Raw genomic sequence first — 15818 nt, 5'->3', positions numbered from 1 at the left:
TCCGATGTTGCCCATCGCGCACCGTTACTCGCTGGCCCTGCGTGGCCTGTTGATGCTGTTGTTGCTGGCGCTGCCGCTGCTCGTGGCCGCGCAGCCTTCACCGCTTTCGGGGCTGGCCAATGCCAAGCAGTCGCAAGGTCATGATCCCCAGCAGCTTCAGGCGTCGCTGGACCAGGTCATTGCCACCCTGCAGGACGATGCCAAGCGACAGGAACTGCTGGAGAGCCTGGAGGCGTTGCGCCAGGCCAATCAGCCGGCTGCCGAAGAGGAAAGCTTCACATCGCCACAGGGACTGTTGGGGGCGCTCGCCGATACCTTCAACCAACTGGGGGAGCAGGCCGAATCAGGGCGGTCACCCCTGGATGGCTGGCGTCTCCAGTTGACCGAGGGATGGCAGGATCTGACCGAGCTGGTAGTGCGAACCGGCAACGCCGAGATCGTGCGCTTCATCATCGAGCTGACCGTGCTGGTGGCGATCTGGGGTGGGCTGTTGGTGATTTTCATCGCCCTGGGCCGAATGCTGGCCAGACGCCGTGGCTGGCCGCTGGACCTGCCGCGCGAACCCCGGGCGCACCTGTTGGCGATCCACTTCCTGCGGCGCATGCTGCCCTGGGCATTGGCCTTTGCGTTGACGATGGGGATCGCACAACTGGTGTCGGGCAGTGCCGGGCGCACAGGGGCCCTGGTCATCGCCTATGTGGCACTGTGCGGGCGGACCCTATCGGTGGTTGTGGAAACGTTCATCTCGGTGTTCACGCGCGGGCATCGCTTCGTCGCCGTGCGCATCTTGCAGAACCATGGGCTGCGACCGCTGTTCATGATCGGTGCCTTGATCGCCCTGGGCGATGCCCTCAATTCGTCGCGGCTCACCGATTTGATCGGCCTCGATCTGGCCAGCCTGTGCTCGGTGCTGGCCAATACACTGGCGGCCGTGCTGAGTGGACGCTTCATCCTGAATTTCAAGCGCCCCATCAAGCACCTGATTCGCAATCGGCCTTATTCCCACCGGCGCGACAAGGGCAGCGCCTCGGAGGTGATCCGGGTGGTGGGCGGTCTCTGGCATGTGCCGGCGCTGCTGCTGGTGGGCGGTTCGCTGCTGGCGATCTTCGTCACCGGGGGTGATGTCGGCACGGCGCTGGCGCGCTCGATCATTTCCGCCGCCCTGCTGGTGTTGACGCTGGTCGTGGCGGGGCTGCTGCGCCGGCACGCCGAGAAGCGCTCGAAACGTCGCCGCCAGAGCGAATATCGGCGCCGACTGGAGCGCTTCGGTTATGCGCTGGGTCATGTCCTGGCCTGGTTCGCCTTTGCCGAACTGTCGCTGCAGGTGTGGGGGGCTTCCCTGATCGGCATCGGCACCCAGGGCGTGGCCAGCGTGCGCATCGGCCAGGCACTGCTGGGCATCGGCTTCACCATCCTGCTGGCCTGGCTGGCCTGGATCTTCGCCGATACGGCCATCCAGCGTGCCCTGGTGTCGTCGGCACGCTCCCGGGGCCGCCGGGTCAATCAGGCGCGAGCCCAGACCATCACGCCGATGATCCGCAACGTCATCTTTGCCACCATCGTGATCATCGCCGCCATCGTCGGGCTCGCCAACCTGGGAGTGAACGTCACGCCGCTGCTGGCGGGTGCCGGTGTCATCGGCCTGGCCATCGGTTTCGGTGCCCAGACCCTGGTGCAGGATCTGATCACCGGTATCTTCATCCTCATCGAGGATTCCCTGGCGGTGGACGACTTCGTGAAGATCAACGGCCACATGGGCACCGTCGAGGGCCTGACCCTGCGCACCGTGAGGCTGCGTGACCTGGATGGCATCGTGCACATCATCACCTTCAGCCGAATCGACTCGATCCATAACATGTCGCGGCAGTTCGGCATCGCGCTGATGAAGATCCGCATTCCCTACGACATGAAGATCGACGACGCCATCACCCTGATGCATGAGACCGCCCGTGCACTGCGCCAGGATCCGATGATGCGCCACCACATCTGGTCGCCGCTGGAAATGCAGGGCATCCATGCCTTCGAGGATGGCTGCCCGATCCTGCGCATGCGCTTTCGTACCGCGCCCGAGATGCAGTGGGATGTGTCTCGGGCCTTCAATCTGCTGCTCAAGCAGCGCATGGAAGAGCAGGAAATCGATCTCGGCGTGCCGCGTCTCAGCGTCAGCATGGAAGGGCGTGGCGGCGGTCGACTCGACGGCAGCAGCGAATGGGGCGAGGAGCGCGACGCGGCAGGCCGCGATCCCGGCGAGGCGGGGGTCGCCGACCCGGCCGGCGAGACCAATGCCCGAGGGGCATCGCCGGATCCCGGCACCTGATAGCGGCCCATTTCCGGTCTTTCCCGCCTGTGCATGACCGAGCCCGGCCAGCCGCCGGGCCCGGTCACTTTCCAGTTTGTTTTTCGTCGTGAATCTCCTTGCCGGCCAATCTGAATGTTTGGTGTGAGATGCGACGATGGTGGCAATGAGTAAACGTTTACTCTTCGAGCGTAAGCGTTTACTTTTTGAATGTCACTGACATCGTCGGGATCGCCATTACCCATCAGGGCCATGCCAGGAGGAGCCTACTCATGACGATCAAGGTCACGGTCTGGGGCGAGAATGTCCACGAACAGACCAACGACGTGGTAGCACGTATCTATCCCGAGGGCATGCATGCCTGCATTGCCGACGGACTCAACGAGGATCCGCAGATCGAGGCACGTGCCGTCACCCTGCAGGATCCCGAGCAGGGGCTGCCCGAGGCGCTGCTCGACGACACCGATGTACTGCTGTGGTGGGGGCATGCGGCCCACGGTGACGTCCATGACGAGACCGTCGACCGGGTCCAGGCCCGGGTGCTGCAAGGCATGGGCCTGCTGGTGCTGCACTCCGCCCACTACTCCAGGATCTTCAAGCGCCTGATGGGCACCACCTGCTCGCTGAAGTGGCGCGAGGCCGGAGAGCGTGAGCGGCTGTGGGTGATCAACCCGGGCCATCCCATCGTCCAGGGTCTGGGCTCCTATCTCGAGCTGCCGCACAGCGAGATGTATGGCGAACCCTTTGCCGTGCCCAATCCCGACGAGGTGATCTTCATCAGCGCCTTCGAGGGCGGTGAGGTATTCCGTTCCGGCCTCACCTATAAACGCGGCAACGGCAAGATCTTCTATTTCGGCCCCGGCCACGAGACCTATCCGATCTACTACGACGACCAGGTGCGCCGGGTACTCAAGAACGGCGTGAAATGGGCGTGCCCCGAGGGCTCGCGCTGGATCGACAACTGCCCCAATGTGCCGCCCGAGCAGGCGCCGAACCCGGTGGAAGTGAAGGGGGAAGGCCTGCATAAACCGGGAGAGGAGGGCTTCAGGTGATGCGTCTGGCGATCATCGGTGCCGGTGGCATGGCTGGCGAACATGCGAAGCGCTTCCACGCTCTCGGCGATGTCGAGATAGTGGCGGTGTGCGACCTTGACGGCGACAAGGCGCGTGCCTTCGCCGAGACCCACGACATTCCCGAAGCCTGCTCCGACCTGGCGGCCATGCTGGCCCGCGATGACATCGACGCGGTGAGCAACGTCACCCCGGACGGCGTGCACAAGGCAACCTCGCTGGCCGCCATCGCCGCCGGCAAGCACATCCTCTGCGAGAAGCCGTTGGCCACCAATGCCGCCGATGCCAACGAAATGGCTGCGGCGGCCCGCGAGGCCGGGGTGATCAACATGGTCAACCTCAGCTATCGCGATGCCCCGGCGATCCAGCTTGCCCGCGAACTGGTGGCCGACGGCCGGTTGGGGCGGGTGATGCACGTCGATGCCAGCTATCGCCAGAGCTGGCTGGTGAGCGATGCCTGGGGGCGCTGGGACCAGGACAGCCAGTGGTTGTGGCGGCTCTCCGAAGCACACGGCAGCAAGGGCGTGCTGGGCGATGTGGGAGTGCACATCCTCGATTTCGCCAGCTTCCCCGTAGGGGATATCGTCGAGGTAACCTGTCGGCTCAAGTGCTTCGACAAGGCCCCGGACAACCGCATCGGCGAGTACAGGCTCGACGCCAACGACAGCGCCCTGATGCAGGTGGCGTTCACCGGCGGCGCGCTGGGTACTGTTCAGGCCACTCGTTGGGCCACCGGCCATCACAACTCGCTGGCGCTCTCGGTTCACGGCGATCGCGGCGCGCTGCGCGTCGATCTCGATGCGGCCCGCGACCAGGTGCAGGTGTGTCTCGGTGAGGACGTGCATCCCGCGCGCTGGACCTCGGTCACGGCACCGCCCACGCCGAGCATCTACCGTCGCTTCGTCGACAGTATCGCAAGCGGCATCAACGACCAGCCCGACTTCGCCCGTGGTGCTGCCCTGCAGCGTGTGTTGGACGCCTGTTTCGACTCCGATGCCCGGGGCGGCGTCCTGCGCCTGGAAGGGCAGGCCGTCCAGGATCGACCTGCCTGAGCTATCCCTGCCCGCCGGATGTCACCGCCGCACCGCCATGCCGGGGCGGTGAGCGAGGCGCAGTCGCAGCGCTTCGCCCGATCGGGCACAATCGGTGGCCGCAAGGAATGGCGGTCGGCGCGAGGTCGGTCGCCCGGTGACGAGGCAGGCGATGAGCAGACAACCGTCGAAGACGGCCAACATCCGGGAAATCGCACGGCGGGCGGGCGTCTCCATCGCCTCAGTCAGCCGCGCGCTCAATGGCAAGCCGGGCATCAGCGAGGCGTTGCGCGAGCGCATCCTCACCATCAGCCGCGATGTCGAGTACCGGCCCAGCGCCGCCGCCCGCCAGTTGATCAGCGGCAAGGCCGCGGTGGTGGGCATTTCGCTGGGGCGCCGCGACTTCGAGCTGCGGCCCTACTATATTCTGCTCTACCAGCACCTGACCGTGGCGCTGCACCGCCAGGGTATGGTGCCGATTTTCTTCGCTCACGACCGTACGTCGACCTTGCCCGAGCAGGCTGGGGCCGCCATCCTGCTCGGCGAGTTCGCCGACGACCCGCGCCCCGAACTGATGAGGTCTCGCAGTGTGCCCTTCGTGCGCATCGGCCTGGCCGGGGAGGGCTTCTCGGTGGCGCCGGAGGATCGCCATGGCATCTACCTGGCCACCCGCCACCTGGTCGAGAAAGGGCGTCGGCGCATCGCTTTCGTAGGCGACGAGCTGACCAGTCCTCACAGCCAGCATCGCCTGGGAGGCTATCGTCAGGCGCTCGACGAGGCCGGCTTCGAGGCCGAACTGATCGACATCCCGCCCAACCTGGATCCGGCACTGACCGGCTATCGCTGGCTGAGCCGGCGTCTTGAACGGGAGCCGCGCGCCTATGACGGCCTGGTCTGCGAGACCGACGAGCTGGCCCGGGGTTGCCTGACGGCTCTGGAGGATCATGGCCTGAGCGTGCCTGGCGAGGTCGCGGTCACTGGCTTCGACGACCTGCCGACCCTGGCAGAGGGGCTGACCACGGTGCGCCAGGATATCGCCGGTATCGCCGCCATGAGTGTCGAACTGCTGGGAGAGGCGCAGGCAAGCAAAACGCCGCGCCATGTCTCGATGCCGGTAGAGTTGGTGGTTCGCGAGACCAGTTGAATGAGACATAGTCGAGAGCATTGGCGGCCTTCGACCTATCCTGATGGCAGGAGGAAAACATCATGCGACCGCTGATTCAGACATTGCTGGCGCCGCTGACCTGGGTGTCCAGGAAGCTTGGTCCGGCACCGGAAGTGCATCGCGACGCCGAGACTCAGGCCGAAGTCGACCGGGCGTGCGAGGCCCTGGCGCTCTATCAGTTCTGGAGTTGCCCCTACTGCGTGCGGGTGCGTCGCGAGATCACCCGTCTAGCCCTGACCATCGAGATTCGTGACACCCGGCTCGACCCCGAGCATCGTCGAGCGCTGCTGGAAGGCGGCGGCAAGGTGCAGGTGCCCTGCCTGCGAATCGAAGAGGGCGGTGAGACACGCTGGCTGTACGAATCAAGCGACATCATCGGCTACCTGCGTCGACGCTTCGGCGAATAGGGCTGGGAGCCTCGGTGAGCCTTGTCCCGGGCTAGTGGTTTTTCTGTTGGTTTAGTGGCAGGGCTCATCACAGGATGGGGCTTGTAATCAACAGTATCCGGTAATCTTTGATGCTATGCAGTGCGCACATTTGTTGGCGCTTGTAAGTTGATAGAACGGTGTAAAAGTTACTGCTCTAATAGCCGTTGAATTTTGAATGGGAATTAGTGATGAATATTGAGATCGTTGAAAAGGATGATCGTCAAAGGCTGATAGAGATCTGGGAAGCATCGGTGAGAGCAACTCACGATTTTTTGGCAGAGGAGGATCTTCAGGAATTAAAGCCATTGATCCTGGAGCAGTATTTTGACGCGGTGGATCTGCGGTGCGCCAGAAGTGGAGATGGTGAAATATTGGGCTTCTGTGGCGTGCATGATGGCAATATTGAAATGCTGTTTATCTCACCTGATGCACGGGGGAAAGGTGTGGGTGCCATGTTGGCGGATCATGCCATTAAAGAGCAAGGGGCCACGAAGGTTGACGTCAATGAGCAGAATGAGCAAGCACTAGGCTTTTATCAACATATTGGGTTTTCGGTAACGGGTTACTCGCCAGTTGATGGGCAGGGCAAGCCTTATCCTCTTCTGCATATGGCGCTATAGAAAATTGACAATGCCAGGAGTGGCGATGCCCTTCACTCTTTGCCTCGTAGGCTGAGTTCTGTCCCGTCAACGGCCCCATGCCCAGGGGCCGTTGACGGTAAACGGGCAATAGAGCCTTACAGCGTTTCTTCCAGCAGCGTGGCGAGCCGCTTGTAATGCAGTGCATCGGCTTCGGCGTGGTAGGAGCCAGCGGCGTCCTGGGCGGTGTAGCCGTGGGGTGCGCCCTTGTAGAGCTCGGTGGTGAAGTGCACGCCGGCTCGGGCGAGAGCTTCGTCCATGCGGGCGATCTGCTCGGGGGGCAGCAGTTCGTCCTTGTCGGCGTGGCCGAAGTAGACACGGGCTTTGATGGCCTCGACCACGTTGACGAGGCTTGCCGGGTCGTCGGCCTCCGCCAGCCGTGCCGAATGGAATCCCGCCACGGCGGCGACACGGTCGGGGTGTTCGGCCGCCATGCGCAGTGCGAAGGCCGAGGTCATGCAATAGCCGACCACGCCCAGCTTGCCATCCGCGAATTCGGCCTCGGCATCGATGCATTCGAGCAGGGCGATGAAGTCGCGAGATTGTGTCTCGGGTGAGAGGTGGTCGGCATACTCGACCAGGGTCGGGCGCACGTCCGGGTCGCGGAAGGACTTGCCTTCCGGCACGATGGCGCCGGCTGCGTCGCGGTAGTAGATGTTGGGCATCAGGACGGCATAGCCGTTGTCCGCGATCCGCTGGGCCTTCTCGTGATAGCAGGGGCGCAGGCCGCCGATATCGGTGAACAGCACCACGGCCGGCAGCGGGCCGTCGGCGTTGTCGGGCGTGAAGATGAGAGCGTCGATGGTGCCGTCGGCGGCGGGAATGTCGATGGCGCGGGACATGAGCGGGCTCCGAATAGTCGATGGCGGATGGATACCGGGTGGTCAGCCGGCGGGCTGCCAGGCGCCTTCGTGAATCGCCGGGTGACCGGTGACGTCGGGATTGTAGAGATAGAGCCAGGCGGGGCCAAAGGCGGTGTCGTGAATGGCACGGTCGTACATGCCCGAGGCCGGGGCGCGCACGCGATAGTCCTCCAGGCGGTCGAGGTCGGCCAGGATTTGCGCGTCGACGCGATAGACTTCCACTTCCACGCCACGCGAGGGTTCGGCCTTGGCGCCGGGAAAGCGGCCGAGGTCGTAGAGGGTGGCGGTGGTGAGGTGATCGCGACCGACGAAGGTGGCGCCTTCCAGCCAGTGGTGATTGCGCAGGCCTTGCTTGAGGGTGCCGTAGACGGCCACCAGGGGCGTGCGGGTAATGGCAAGGGCGGGACTGTGCATAGCGGCTGTTCGCGAGTGTCGTGAGAGAAAGTCCCGGCCGGGCGAGGCCAGCCGGGATGCGCTCAATCCAGGTCCAGATTATCGGGCCCGAAGGCGTCCGGCAGCAACTCGTTCATGGTGTAGCGCCTGAGCAGGGCGCCGTCGGCGTCGACCACCAGAATGCGGGTCTCGTCGGTGGCGAACTCGCGGATGCGCTGGCGACAGTCGCCGCAGGGCGTGCACAGGTGCTGGCCCGGGCCGATCACGTAGACCTCGCTCAGGCGGCGTTCGCCGGCGCTGGCCATGGCGGCGATGGCCGAGGCCTCGGCGCACAGCCCCTTGTAATGGGCGACCTCGATGTTGGCACCGCTGTAGCGGGTGCCGCTTTCGCTGATCACCAGGGCCCCGACGGGGTGTCGGGAGTAGGGCGCGTAGGCGCGATCACGCACCGCAACCAGTTCGCCGACGATATCGGCGGCCACGTCATCGCTCATGCGTCACCTCCGGCGTCGTCGCGCAGCACGCTGTCCAGGGCGATGCGCATCATGTCGTCGAAGGTGGTGGCGCGCTCGTCGCTGGATAGCGAGTCGCCCTTGACGATGTGGTCCGAGACCGTGCAGATGGTGGCGGCCCGGGCGCCGAACTCGGCGGCCACGCCGTACAGGCCGGCGGCTTCCATCTCCACGCCGACGATGCCGTAGCGGCGCATCATCTCGACCATCTCGGGGCGCGGGTCGTAGAACAGATCGGCGGAGAAGATGTTGCCGACCTTGACGGGCACGCCGTGCTCGCGAGCGGCGTCCACGGCATGTCGGGTCAGTTCGAAGTCGGCGATGGCGCCGAGGTCGTTGCCCAGGAAACGGGTGCGATTGACGCCGGAATCGGTACTGGCGCCCATGCCGATCACCACGTCGCGTACCGCCACATCGTCGCGCACCGCGCCGCAGGAACCGACCCGGATCAGGCGCTTGACGTCGAACTCGGTGATCAGTTCCTTGGCGTAGATCGAGATCGAGGGGATGCCCATGCCGTGGCCCATCACCGAGATCTCGCGACCCCGGTAGGTGCCGGTGTAGCCGTACATGTTGCGGACCTCGTTGACGAGCCGGGCGTCGTCGAGGAAGGTCTCGGCGATGTAGCGGGCCCGCAGCGGATCACCGGGCATCAGCACGGTGTCGGCGAAGTCGCCGCGTTCGGCCTTGATGTGGGGGGTGGCCATCGTTTATGCCTCCTGTAGGAAGGATGTGCCGTCATCCATGGGCGGCAGATCGAAATGATAAGCCAGGCTCTGGCCGATGTCGGCGAAGCTGTCACGCGCGCCGAGCGAGCCGGGAGCGAGTCCGGCGCCGAGGGCGAGGATGGGGATGTGCTCCCGGGTGTGATCGGTACCGTGCCAGGTGGGGTCGCAGCCGTGGTCGGCGGTGATGATCAACAGATCGTCGTCATCGAGGCGCTCGAGCAACTCGGGCAGCCGGGCATCGAAGGCCTCGAGGGCGGCGGCGTAGCCGGCCACATCGCGCCGGTGGCCGTAGACCATGTCGAAATCGACGAAGTTGGTCATGATCAGGGTGCGATCGCCGTCGGCGGCCATGGCGTCCAGGGTGGCGTCGAACAGGGCGTCGTGGCCGCTGGCCTTGACGCTGCGCGAGATGCCGCAGTGGGCGTAGATATCGGCGATCTTGCCGATGGCGGTCACCTGGCCGCCGGCCTCGCAGAGGCGTTGCAGCACGGTGGGCGAGGGTGGCTCGACGCTGTAGTCGCGGCGGTTGGCGGTGCGCTGGAAGGTCGCGGCGGCGTCGCCGTTGAAGGGGCGGGCGATGACCCGGCCGATGTTATAGGGCTCGAGCAACCGGCGAGCCGTCTCGCAGAGGCGGTAGAGCCGTTCGAGGCCGAAGGTGTCCTCGTGGGCGGCGATCTGGAAGACCGAGTCGGCCGAGGTGTAGACGATGGGCTTGCCGCTCTGCATGTGCTCCTCGCCCAGCCGGGCGATGATCTCGGTGCCCGAGGCGTGGCAGTTGCCCAGTACGCCGGGAAGTTCGGCCTCGCGGATCAGGGCTTCCAGCAACTCGGCGGGGAAGCTGTTCTGCGGTTCGCTGAAGTAGCCCCAGTCGAAGCGTACCGGTACCCCGGCGATCTCCCAGTGGCCGGACGGAGTGTCCTTGCCGGAGGAAATTTCCCGGGCGTGGCCGTAGGTGCCGCTGGTCGACTCGGGTGGCACGATCCCTTCGGCCCAGGCACCGGTGCTTTCGCGGTGCGCGTGAAAGAGGCCAAGCCGGCCGAGGTTGGGCAACTGCAAGGGGCCGCGTTCGGCGGACGCCGCGCAGGCCTCGGCGATATGGCCGAGGGTGTCGGCGCCGGCATCGCCGAAGTTCTCGGCGTCGGGGGCAGCACCGATGCCGAAGGAGTCGAGGACGAGCACGATGGCACGTGTCATGGAGCCTCCCGGCGAATGATGTCGCGAATCAGGGTGGGAGATGGGCGGGCCTCGCCGATCTCGATGGCATCGAGCAGTTGACGCTCGGCCTGGTCGGCCTCGGCGTGGCTGCGCGCATGCAGGGTGGCGAGCGGTTGGCCGGCGTCGAGCTTGCTGCCGAGTTCGGCGATATCGGCCAGGCCCACCGCGTGATCGATGGCTTCGCCCGGCTGGCGGCGGCCGCCACCGAGTTCGACCACCGTCATGCCCAGTGCCCGGGTGTCCAGGCCGCGCAGGTGGCCGGCGTGCGGCGCGAGTACCGGGCGCACCACCGGGGCGACGGGCAGGTGACGATCCGGGGCGTCGAGCAGGTCGGCAGGGCCGCCGAGACCGGCCACCATGCGCCCGAAACGCTCGGCGGCCTCGCCCGAGGCGAGCCGTTCGTCGAGCCGCTTCAGGGCGGCATCCCGGTCGGGAGCCAGGCCGCCGGCCAGCAGCATTTCCACCGCCAGGCCGCGGGTCACTTCGAGCAGGCGGCTGTTCGGGCGCTTGCCGGTGAGCACGGCCAGCGCCTCATGCACTTCCAGGGCATTGCCCGCGCAGGGCGCCAGGGGCTGGCTCATGTCGGTGAGCAGCGCGGTGGTGGGGGTGCCGGCGCGACTGGCGACCTCGGCGATGGTCTCGGCCAGTTCCTGCGAGGCCTCTGGCGTGGGCATGAAGGCGCCGCTGCCGACCTTGACGTCCATCACCAGGGCATCGAGCCCGCAGGCGAGCTTCTTGCCGAGAATGGAAGAGACGATCAGCGGCAGCGACTCCACCGTGGCGGTGACGTCGCGTATCGCATAGAGGCGCTTGTCGGCGGGGGCGAGGTCGGCGGTCTGGCCGATGATGGCCACGCCGACGTCCTCGACCAGTCGCCGGAAGGTGGCAGTGTCGGGAGTGACCGAATAGCCGGGGATCGACTCCAGCTTGTCCAGGGTACCGCCGGTGTGACCGAGGCCCCGGCCCGAGATCATCGGCACATGGCCGCCGCAGGCGGCGACCCAGGGGCCGAGGATCAGCGAGACGACGTCGCCCACGCCGCCGGTGGAGTGCTTGTCGATGACCGGCCCGGGCAGGTCGAGCGCCGTCCAGTCGAGCACGTCGCCGGAGTCGCGCACCGCCTCGGTCAACGCCACCGTCTCGGTGGCGTTCATGCCGTTGAGGAAAATGGCCATGGCCAGCGCCCCGATCTGGGCGTCACCGAGGCTGCCGTCGGCAATGCCGGCGACGAGCTCGCCGATGGCTGCCGCGTCCAGTGCCTGGCCATCGCGCTTGGCGCGGATGGCTTCCTGGGGCAGCATCAGTAGTCCTCCTCTATATCGGCCCCTCCCATCATGCCGAGCGTTTCGAGCAGGTTGTCGAGCAGGCCGGAGGCGCCGAAGCGGAAGTGCTGGGGCGTGATCCAGTCGGCGCCCATCAGGCGTTCGGCCAGTTCGAGATAGGCCTGGGCATCCTCGACGGTGCGCACGCCGCCGGCGGCCTTGAAGCCGATCTCGCCGCCGTTGTCGCGGATCACCTCGAGCATGATCTCGGCGGCTTCCAGGGTGGCGTTGACGGCGACCTTGCCGGTGGAGGTCTTGAGAAAGTCGGCGCCGCCACTGACGGCCAGCTCCGAGGCGCGACGAATCAAGGCCGGATCGCCGAGCTCGCCGGTTTCCAGAATCACCTTGAGGGTCTTGCCGCCGGCCGCGGCCTTGCACATCTCGACCAGTTCGCGGCCGGTTTCCTCGTCGCCTTCCATCAGCGCGCGGTAGGGGAAGACCACATCGACTTCATCGGCGCCCGAGGCAACCGCCTCGCGGGTCTCGCGAGCGGCACGCATGACATCGGCATCGCCGTGAGGGAAGTTGGTCACCGTGGCGATGTGGATGGTGTCGTTCAGGCGATGGGCGGTCAGGGCGCGCCGGGCGGGCACGATGAAACGCGGATAGATACAGATCGCCGCCGGATGGCCGGCCGGCGTCTTGGCACGCTGGCAGAGCGCCTCGATGCGCTCGTCGGTGTCGTCATCGTTCAGGCTGGTGAGGTCCATCAGGGCCAGCGCCTGACGGGCGGTCCGGGTGAGGTCGTTCATGGCGTGCTCTCTTTGATGTATGACGGAGGCACTGCGAAAGCGAGAGCACATCGATGACGTGCGGCGCTTGACGCAATGCTTCCCGAGGGGGCTCGGTGGCCCCCTTTACCATTATGGTTCAAGCGCCCAGGGCGATGAAAAAGCCGGCGAGTGTAGCGGACATCAGATTGGAGAGGGTACCCGCCAGTACGGCTCGAATGCCGAAGCGAGCGATGTCGTGGCGCCGGCTGGGCGCGATGCTGCCCAGTCCACCCAGCAGGATGGCGATGGACGAGAGGTTGGCGAAACCGCACAGGGCGAATGACAGCACCGCCTTGGTGTGGGTCGTCATGGCTTCGCCGGTGGCGGCGACGACTTCCTCGCCACTGATATAGGGCGCGAGATTGATGTAGGCCACGAATTCGTTGACGACGAGCTTCTGGCCGATGAAGGAGCCGGCCAGCGTGGCCTCGGACCAGGGAATGCCGAGCAGGAAGGCCAGGGGGGCGAACAGCCAGCCGAGGATCTGCTCCAGGCTGAGCGTTTCCATGCCGAACCAGCCGCCGACGCCGCCGAGAATGCCGTTGATCAGTGCGATCAGGCCGATGAAGGCGAGCAGCATGGCGCCGACATTGGCCGCCAGTCGCAGGCCGGAGGAGGCGCCGGCCGCGGCGGCATCGAGCACATTGGAGGGATGGTCCTCTTCCTCGATGCGTTCCTCGGCCGCCGAGACGCTGTCGTCGGGCGTCTCGGTCTCGGGCATGATCAGCTTGGCAAACAGCAGCCCGCCGGGTGCGGCCATGAAGGAGGCGGCCACCAGGTATTCCATGGGAATGCCCAGGGCGGCGTAGCCGGCCAGGACTGAACCGGCCACGGAGGCCAGGCCGCCGCACATCACCGCGAACAGTTGCGACTGGGTCATGCGGTTGATGAAGGGACGCACGACCAGCGGGGCCTCGGTCTGGCCGACGAAGATGTTGGCGGTGGCCGAGAGGGATTCGGTGCGCGAGGTGCCCAGTGCCTTCTGCAGGGCACCGCCGAGCAGGCGAATGATCCACTGCATGATGCCCAGGTAATAGAGCACGGCGGTCAGCGAGGAGAAGAAGATGATCACCGGCAACACCTTGATGGCGAAGACGAAGCCGGTTTCCTCGACGTTGGCAAGGCCGCCGAACAGGAAGTCGATGCCGTCGTTGGCGTATTGCACCACCTGGCTGACGGCTTCGGAGACGGTGGCGAGCACTGCCTGGCCAAAGGGCACGTAGAGCACGAAGGCCCCCAGGCTGGCCTGGATGGCGAAGGCACCGATCACGGTGCGCAGGCGAATCGCGCGACGATTGGTGGAGAACAGCAGGGCGATGGCGATCAGGGTCGCCATCCCGACGAGACTCATGATCAAGGTCATGGGAATGTCCTTGTGGTCGTTGGCATGGGGGCGCTCATGTCCAGCCTGAGTTGGGAAGCACGGCTTGAATGCCGGCGTCTTGCGTTGACGACGCTCGGCGGTTCATTCGGCGTTTTCCTTACAGGAAGTTGTATTTCAGGGTGTAGATCATCGCGTTCTGGTAATGATCGGCGGTGCCCAACTTGTTGTTGGAGTAGCGATACTGAACGCCGGTGGTGATCTCGTCGATCGGGTGCCACCACAAGGCCACGGCACCATTGGTGCCGGTGCTGCCGGCCGGGCCATTGACGTAATTCTGCCGCAGATAGTCGTCATCCCGGTCGAAAGTCTGCTCGTGCCAGTTGCTCAGGCTGAAGTTCTCGCCGAAGGCCTGGAAATCGTAACCCAGGACCCAGCCGAGCATATAGCCGTTTTCGCCGCTGTAGGCATTCGCGTCGCTGTCGACCCAGGCCTTGCCGAGGAAGGGCTTGATCCACAGGCCGTTGCCGAAGGTATGGCGGTAGCCGAAGCCCGCGATACGGTCCTGCTCCTCGCTGTCGAATCCGTAATCGCGGAAATCGTAGACATGGAGATACAGCGAGAAGGGCGTGTCGCCGAGGTAGATATGCGAGGTGACCTTGGCGGCGCTGCGGCGGTTGTCGCGGGTGTCGTCCTCGAGGGTGTCGTTCTGGGGATTCTCGAAATCGTAGAAGCCGTAGAATTCTCCCCAGTCGAAGCCGAGGCCGCCCTCGAGCTCCAGATAGAAGAAGTCGCCCTTGGCGGCGTTGTTCGCGGTGCGCTGTTGCGTGCCGTCGGACCAATCCAGGTAGTTGACGGAGACGTTGGCGAAGGACCACTGCGGCGTGAGCGCCGATGCGGCATCATCGCTGGAGGCACTGGCAGGCAGTGTCGCGGCGGCTAACAGCAGGCCACTCAGGGAAGCGAGGCGCTGGGAAGAGGTGAAGGTCGGCATAAGTCGGCTTCCTTTGGAATTGTTGTCGTGTGATGTGTCGGGTAGATAGAAAGGGCGGACCATCACTGACGTCGATGCATGGATCCGGGGCGGCCGGATGAGATGTGGATCATGGGCGTCGAGATTGTTATTCGAGTAACATGCAAATGTTATTTTAATCACATCGAGGACCGCAACCTTGGCGACCAACGACGCGTAAACGGCGTAGAGGTGGACGAGTGAATGAACGCAGCACGACACGACTGAGGCGCCTGGAGGCTTCGCTGGCACAGGGCGGGAGCCTGCGCCTGGCGGAGGCGGCGGCGCTTTGCGATGTTTCGGAGATGACCATTCGTCGTGATCTGGCCGCATCCGACGGCGCCCTGGTGCTGGTCGGCGGCCTGTTGATGCGCGCCGATGATCCACGCCATGCGCCGGCCTATGACCTGGCCGTGCAGCGCGACCGTCACGCCGAGATCAAGCGACGGCTCTGCGAACGGGCCATGGCGACCCTGGAAGAGGGCGATACCCTGTTCATCGATTGCGGCACCACCCTGATGCCGATGGCGGCCGGCCTGCCGTCCGATCTGTCGCTGACGGTGGTGACCTATGCCTTGAACGTGGCCGATGCCGTCAGTACCCGGCCGGGGGTTCGGTTGTGGCTGCTCGGTGGGCTCTATCAGGATTCCTCGCGTTCCTTCGAGGGCGATGACATGGCGGCGACCATCGCTCGCCTGGGGATCAACAAGGCGTTCATCTCGGCGGCGGGCGTGCATGACAAGAAAGGCTTGAGTTGCTTTCACTTCCATGAGGTGGCGCCCAAGCGGGCTGCCATTGCCTCGGCCGAGCACCGGGTGCTGGTGGTCGATCCCAGCAAGCACGGGCTGGTCAGGCCCGCGCGATTCGCTGGGCTCGATGAAATCGACGAGGTCATCACCGAGCAGGAAAGCATGGAAGTGTGACCGGGTGCGACAACCTGCGGCAAATCGCCCCTTCCCATTCTCCCTTCGGGCCCTCAGAATACTGGCCTCACGGCCGGGGCCTCCCGCCCGGCGATGTCGCAGCGAGTCGTCGCCGCGGGCTGCCGTGC

Annotated in this window: 16 protein-coding genes; 7 read left to right on the top strand and 9 right to left on the bottom strand. The window is 65.2% G+C overall.

From position 1 onward, the window contains the following. Positions 1-4 precede the first annotated feature (4 nt). From HELO_RS11950 to HELO_RS11925, 6 genes are all read left to right on the top strand, one after another. Positions 5-2317: a mechanosensitive ion channel family protein gene (locus HELO_RS11950; RefSeq protein ID WP_013332927.1), complete on the top strand. Its 2313-nt coding sequence runs from the start codon at positions 5-7 to the stop codon at positions 2315-2317. Positions 2318-2568: 251 nt separating this feature from the next. Continuing rightward, positions 2569-3348 carry a ThuA domain-containing protein gene (locus HELO_RS11945; RefSeq protein ID WP_013332926.1) on the top strand — a complete coding sequence of 260 codons (780 nt, stop codon included), beginning with the start codon at positions 2569-2571 and terminating at the stop codon, positions 3346-3348. Further along, a complete protein-coding gene (locus HELO_RS11940) occupies positions 3348-4418 on the top strand; it encodes a Gfo/Idh/MocA family protein (protein ID WP_013332925.1) in 1071 nt (356 codons plus the stop codon). Before HELO_RS11945 ends, HELO_RS11940 begins: the two co-directional genes overlap by 1 nt. Before the next feature lie 151 nt (positions 4419-4569). After that, positions 4570-5541: a LacI family DNA-binding transcriptional regulator gene (locus HELO_RS11935; RefSeq protein ID WP_013332924.1), complete on the top strand. Its 972-nt coding sequence runs from the start codon at positions 4570-4572 to the stop codon at positions 5539-5541. 62 nt (positions 5542-5603) lie between these two features. Then, the gene (locus tag HELO_RS11930) at positions 5604-5969 is read left to right on the top strand and encodes a glutaredoxin family protein (RefSeq protein ID WP_013332923.1); all 366 of its coding nucleotides are present in this window, start codon (positions 5604-5606) and stop codon (positions 5967-5969) included. Positions 5970-6178: 209 nt separating this feature from the next. Further along, positions 6179-6610: an acetyltransferase gene (locus HELO_RS11925; protein WP_013332922.1), complete on the top strand. Its 432-nt coding sequence runs from the start codon at positions 6179-6181 to the stop codon at positions 6608-6610. 116 nt (positions 6611-6726) lie between these two features. On the opposite strand, the gene HELO_RS11920 is transcribed toward HELO_RS11925, so the two are convergent. The 9 genes from HELO_RS11920 to HELO_RS11880 form a co-directional block, all read right to left on the bottom strand. Next, on the bottom strand, positions 6727-7470 hold the full coding sequence (locus HELO_RS11920; protein WP_013332921.1) for a dienelactone hydrolase family protein: 744 nt from the start codon (positions 7468-7470) through the stop codon (positions 6727-6729). Positions 7471-7512: 42 nt separating this feature from the next. After that, positions 7513-7905, bottom strand: a complete 393-nt coding sequence (locus HELO_RS11915) for a gamma-glutamylcyclotransferase family protein (RefSeq protein WP_013332920.1) — start codon at positions 7903-7905, stop codon at positions 7513-7515. Between the two features lie 62 nt (positions 7906-7967). After that, the gene (gene cdd / locus HELO_RS11910; RefSeq protein WP_013332919.1) at positions 7968-8378 is read right to left on the bottom strand and encodes a cytidine deaminase; all 411 of its coding nucleotides are present in this window, start codon (positions 8376-8378) and stop codon (positions 7968-7970) included. Continuing rightward, positions 8375-9103, bottom strand: coding sequence for a purine-nucleoside phosphorylase (deoD, locus tag HELO_RS11905; protein ID WP_013332918.1), 729 nt, complete (start codon positions 9101-9103; stop codon positions 8375-8377). Before deoD ends, cdd begins: the two co-directional genes overlap by 4 nt. A 3-nt stretch (positions 9104-9106) precedes the next feature. Next, complete coding sequence (locus HELO_RS11900) at positions 9107-10318, bottom strand: phosphopentomutase (RefSeq protein WP_013332917.1); 1212 nt, start codon at positions 10316-10318, stop codon at positions 9107-9109. After that, positions 10315-11640 carry a thymidine phosphorylase gene (gene deoA, locus HELO_RS11895; RefSeq protein ID WP_013332916.1) on the bottom strand — a complete coding sequence of 442 codons (1326 nt, stop codon included), beginning with the start codon at positions 11638-11640 and terminating at the stop codon, positions 10315-10317. The genes HELO_RS11900 and deoA overlap by 4 nt, the downstream gene beginning before the upstream one ends. Beyond that, positions 11640-12413, bottom strand: coding sequence for a deoxyribose-phosphate aldolase (gene deoC / locus HELO_RS11890; RefSeq protein ID WP_013332915.1), 774 nt, complete (start codon positions 12411-12413; stop codon positions 11640-11642). Before deoC ends, deoA begins: the two co-directional genes overlap by 1 nt. A gap of 118 nt (positions 12414-12531) precedes the next feature. After that, positions 12532-13797 (bottom strand): NupC/NupG family nucleoside CNT transporter, encoded by a 1266-nt coding sequence (locus tag HELO_RS11885; RefSeq protein ID WP_013332914.1) that lies wholly within the window; start codon positions 13795-13797, stop codon positions 12532-12534. Between the two features lie 118 nt (positions 13798-13915). Continuing rightward, entirely contained in the window at positions 13916-14749 is an 834-nt protein-coding gene (locus HELO_RS11880) for an outer membrane protein OmpK (protein ID WP_049786229.1), read from the bottom strand. Between the two features lie 218 nt (positions 14750-14967). Here HELO_RS11880 and HELO_RS11875 point away from each other — a divergent pair, with 218 nt between their 5' ends. Further along, on the top strand, positions 14968-15690 hold the full coding sequence (locus tag HELO_RS11875) for a DeoR/GlpR family DNA-binding transcription regulator (RefSeq protein WP_013332912.1): 723 nt from the start codon (positions 14968-14970) through the stop codon (positions 15688-15690). The last annotated feature ends 128 nt before the right edge of the window (positions 15691-15818 follow it).

The organism is Halomonas elongata DSM 2581, assembly GCF_000196875.2.
Lineage (GTDB): Bacteria > Pseudomonadota > Gammaproteobacteria > Pseudomonadales > Halomonadaceae > Halomonas > Halomonas elongata.
This window is presented reverse-complemented; position numbering and strand designations above follow the sequence as displayed.